At 63.2% G+C, this 4,219-nt stretch carries 3 protein-coding genes and 1 pseudogene; 2 read left to right on the forward strand and 2 right to left on the reverse strand.

Going from position 1 to position 4,219, the window contains the following annotated elements; translation table 11 throughout:
• On the forward strand, nt 1-2,169 hold a 2,169-nt coding region (locus ABT116_RS40265; RefSeq protein ID WP_502984024.1), incomplete at its 5' end, for a restriction system modified-DNA reader domain-containing protein.
• A gap of 226 nt (nt 2,170-2,395) precedes the next feature.
• Nucleotides 2,396-2,827, forward strand: coding sequence for a hypothetical protein (locus tag ABT116_RS40270; RefSeq protein WP_099699025.1), 432 nt, complete (start codon nt 2,396-2,398; stop codon nt 2,825-2,827).
• A gap of 436 nt (nt 2,828-3,263) precedes the next feature.
• Here ABT116_RS40270 and ABT116_RS40275 read toward each other — a convergent pair whose 3' ends face one another.
• Both ABT116_RS40275 and ABT116_RS40280 read right to left on the reverse strand, forming a co-directional pair.
• A complete protein-coding gene (locus ABT116_RS40275) occupies nt 3,264-3,959 on the reverse strand; it encodes a hypothetical protein (protein ID WP_351644976.1) in 696 nt (231 codons plus the stop codon).
• A gap of 181 nt (nt 3,960-4,140) precedes the next feature.
• Nucleotides 4,141-4,219: pseudogene (locus ABT116_RS40280) on the reverse strand (3-hydroxyacyl-CoA dehydrogenase NAD-binding domain-containing protein); the annotation flags it as partial.

Below are 4,219 nucleotides of genomic sequence, written 5' to 3' on the forward strand. Positions count from 1 at the left end.
GACAACAACGACCGCACTGCACGCAACTGTCGCGAAGCGTATGCCCGCGCCGGTATTTCGTGGTCGGACGTGGTGCATTGGAATGTCGTCCCGTTCCCTGTCTCCGGGGTCAAGAACGGTGGTTCCACCCCGGCCGAACGTGCCCGCTCGGCTCAGTGGACCCGAGAGTTCGTCGCGTTGTGCCCGAATTTGGAGATAGTGCTGTTGTTGGGTGTCGCCGCACGGGACGGGTGGGAGCGCGCCGGCATCGAACGCGACGTGTATGTCGTTCCGGGAAACATTCCTCATTGCTCCGATCGTGGCTTGAACTCGGCCGGCGGACGGGAACGATTCGACGCCGCCATCACCGACATCGCCAGGATGCTTTCCACCGGAAACCACCACACCAGCAGAAAGCGGACATCGATGAACGAGACACCCTCGTCGAACAGTTCATTATCAGAGCCCACTCGACCAGGCACTGCTGCAATGGACCTGTTCGAGGGCGCCGGCCCTGGCAGCGAACTCGCTGTCTCCGTCGAGCCGGAAGGCATTCTCGTTGCCGGGGACCCGGAGGTCGTAGCCGGCTACCTCGCGCGCCTGACCGATCTCGCCGGCGAGGCACTCGATGTTTCCGGCGTCAGCACAACCTCGATGGCCAATGTCGCCGCCGCTGCCGTCGGAGCGAAATCTATTGCCGCCCAGGCCGGTCAGTTCGTGCGACTGTCACCGGACAGCGTCCAGGCATTGAAGACGTACAAAGCGTTGCCGGGTGACAGCGGGTTCTTCCGAATGACCGTCGTCGACCAAGCAGGGAAGTTCCGCCAGCAACTGCAATGGCAGAAAGTATCCCTCGGCCCCACCCAAGCACTGTCCTTCCAACTCATCGCGGTGCAGGTCGCCCTCTCGGTGGCCATCGCGTCGGTGAACGAATCGATCGCCCGCGTCGACGGTAAAGTCGAACAACTCCTCGCCCTCGCCCAAGCGTCCCGAGTCGGTGACGTGGTCGGTCATTTCACAACCTTGGATCGGCTCGTCACCACCCTCGACGAACACGGAACACTGCCGACCGCAGACTGGGAATCTGTTGCCGGACTCCGGCCCACCCTGAATGTGACCATCGAACGCCTCCGAGAACACGTCAAACGCACCTTGGCCGGGTTCGATGCCACTCGCCCGGTCCAGGATCGCGCCGACTATCTCCGCCGAGCAATCGAAGAGAACCGGCTCGGCGAATCCCTGCACCTGTTGGTGGTCGGTGAGCAGTCGCTCTATCTGTGGCAGCGGTTGCGGATCGCGCGCGTGCAGGCCACCGAGCCGCAGCATCTGCAGGTGGTGCTCGACGACGCACGCACAGTGCTGGCAGAGCATTTCGAACGCGACGGCGAACTGTTGCTGCACGCGCGGTCGGAACTGTCGAACTTTGCAAAAATGCACCGACTCGACGGATTCCGGTGGGGCGCCGCCCACAATCTCAAACACGACATCGTCAAACTCAAGAACGACCTCGACGACTTCGCGCAGGCACGTGGCAGCCAGGTCATGGGATGGACCGACCACGAGAGTCCCAGCGTCGTCGACGCCCTGGCGGAAGTCGGCAGTCGGGCAGCGTCCGCAGGCAGTGCTGTCGCCGGCGCGGCCGGCAAAGCGATCGGTGCCGGTGTCTCAGGAGTCGGATCCGGGCTCGGGTGGGTGGGCCGCGGGATCGGAAACCTCGTGGGCTCGGGAAACCAACACGCAGACAAAGTCGAGATACCGACACCTACAACGGAACATCGTCTCGCGGGTGCAGCCACCGCAACCGCACAACCTGACGAGGCGAATCCGAACTCGTGCGACGGCGACGATTCGACATCCGAATCCTCCATGCTCACACACCAACCCGATCGAATCATGCCGTCTTCCGCCCCGATCGCGTACGACGACGACATCTTGCAGCTCATGCTCTTCGGCCATCTACAGGTCGGCGACCAGCTGACGTATCACGATACCGGCCGCGGGCTCACCTACATCGCAACGATCACGCGGGACGGGGCCCTCGACGTCGACGGGAAACGCTACGGGCCACCCTCGGCGCCGTTGACGGACATCATGGGCCGGCAACGGCACGGTTGGAGGGACTGGCAACTGGCCGATGGGCGGCAACTTCGACAGCTGCGGCGACAAGCGTACGCAGAAATGCGCCGCTGACACCCGTCCTAGCTCTGCCACCACACGCCGACCCGTCCACAGGATGAAGCGATCACAAATGACAATGAAAAAATCCTGGCTAGCAGCGCCGATCCTGCTTCTCGCGCTCAGTGCATGCAGCGACCAGGGCACATCCACCGAACCTGCCTCGTCTGAGGGAGCAACTGCAACCGCCACGACACCGAGCTCCTCAGGGACACTCACACCGGTCTCCAGTACCACGATTGTGGAACCCACGACGGAAACCATCGTCGAACCGCCCACAGCGGAGGCAACATTCATCGACACGCCCACGCCGGCGGTGACCAAGCACATCGACTACTGCACCTCGCCCGGCCCGAACACCGCGTTCACGGACGGAACATACGGTTGGACGGACGAATGCGCCGGCCCCGCAGCGATCAACCGGGTCAGCGAAATCACCGCCAACGGAGGATCCTGCGACGGAACCACGTGCACCAACTCACTAGGAATGACCTTCCCCGACCCTCGGGCCGAAGCCGGAATGACCGATGCACCGCCAACAGCTGGCACTCCTCGGACCACGACAAGCACCCCGACAGTAACGAATCCGCCGAACCATCCCCAGGTCCTGTGGTCGAATTGCCTGCAGCAAGGCAACACCCCGGAACAATGCCGGGAAATACTCGACAACTGATTCTCACGCCCAGCGAAAGCCCGGCCAGTCCTGAGCACGTCGGAGCTGCAATTCCGGGGCGGTCTCGACACTCTCACCCGACTTTGATCCACACATTCACTGAGTAGGTCCTGTGGTTTGACTGTACGTTTTTCCGCATCAGCACTCGAGTACCGTCCGACACTGATGGAGACGATATTCGACGTAGGTTCTGCACACGGGTTCTCGACGGAACGAAGAGAAACCCGCTGCGGAGACCCGAATCGGATATTCACTGCATCCTCGGCCACTATCACCTGGGCCACTCGGTACGAGGAAAACACACCGCACACCTTTGGGTGACCCACCCTGCTGGTCGTCAGTACCAGCTGGGTGGGTCGAGTGTGCCCAACTCTGGGGGGCCGGGCACACGATCGGGAGCGGCTCGCCTGCAGTCGTGTGACATCTCGGCGAACCCCTATCCATCGCCGCCTCGAACGGAGATGGTGCGGAAGGGAAATGTAGCGCACACGATTTCACTGACCTGTAACCACCCGGCGTGTTTCGGCGGCCATTTCGTTCTTGCGATGTGAGGCGGATCTAAGCTCACCTCGACAACCACGGCCTCAACCTCACGGGAGCAGCGATGAGTCCTCGGCCCACCTGGCTCCACACCCGATCCACCGAATTCCGGGCCGCCCTCCTCGATCTCGGGCTCACGATCACCGACACCGAAGCCCGGAATATCCTCGACGACAAAGTCTCCGAATACACAACTCTCATGCGGGTCACACGCCAGACCGCACAGCGAGACTTCACCGACGAACGTCTCCTCGCGTTCGCGCAGTCCCTCGCGGTGTCCCTCTCCGACGAGGCCCCCGGCGCCGATCTGATCGAATTCGAGCGCGCCATCTCCATGCCTGTCGCCGCTGTCGGGTTGACCACCGCGGCGCTGGCCGAAGCCTTGAAAGTCGCACACATCAACCTCGACGACAAAGAAGCTGTCGCCGGCCTGTCCCTGCTCTCGACTCTCGGCATGATCACCGCCGACGCGAACCACTCCGTCGTCCCGACCCCACGCCCGCTGCTCTTGCGGATCGCCCGCTACCTCGACGGCGCCGCAGCATCCGTCACCGACGGTGCGAACCTGCCCGACGGCCTCGACAACACCCACCGACAGCACTTCGCGGACATCCTCGCCCAGGACGCCGACGGAATCCGGGCCCTCGCCAACAACGAAGACGGCGACACCCCGCGACTGTGGCGCACCCCCAACCCACGCTGACCGCCGACGCAGCGAAAACACAGTCGATGCGCTGAAACCTGCCGGACGGCTCGCCCGCCGATAGACCAGAGGAGAGGGAGGAGGTGTTCGTCGCGAAGATGGCGTGCGCCGGGGCGACCGCCTCGACCTCCGCGAACACCTGCTGCTTG

The sequence above is a fragment of the Streptomyces sp. NPDC002130 genome (assembly GCF_040296465.1).
In the GTDB taxonomy this organism is placed as follows: domain Bacteria; phylum Actinomycetota; class Actinomycetes; order Streptomycetales; family Streptomycetaceae; genus Streptomyces.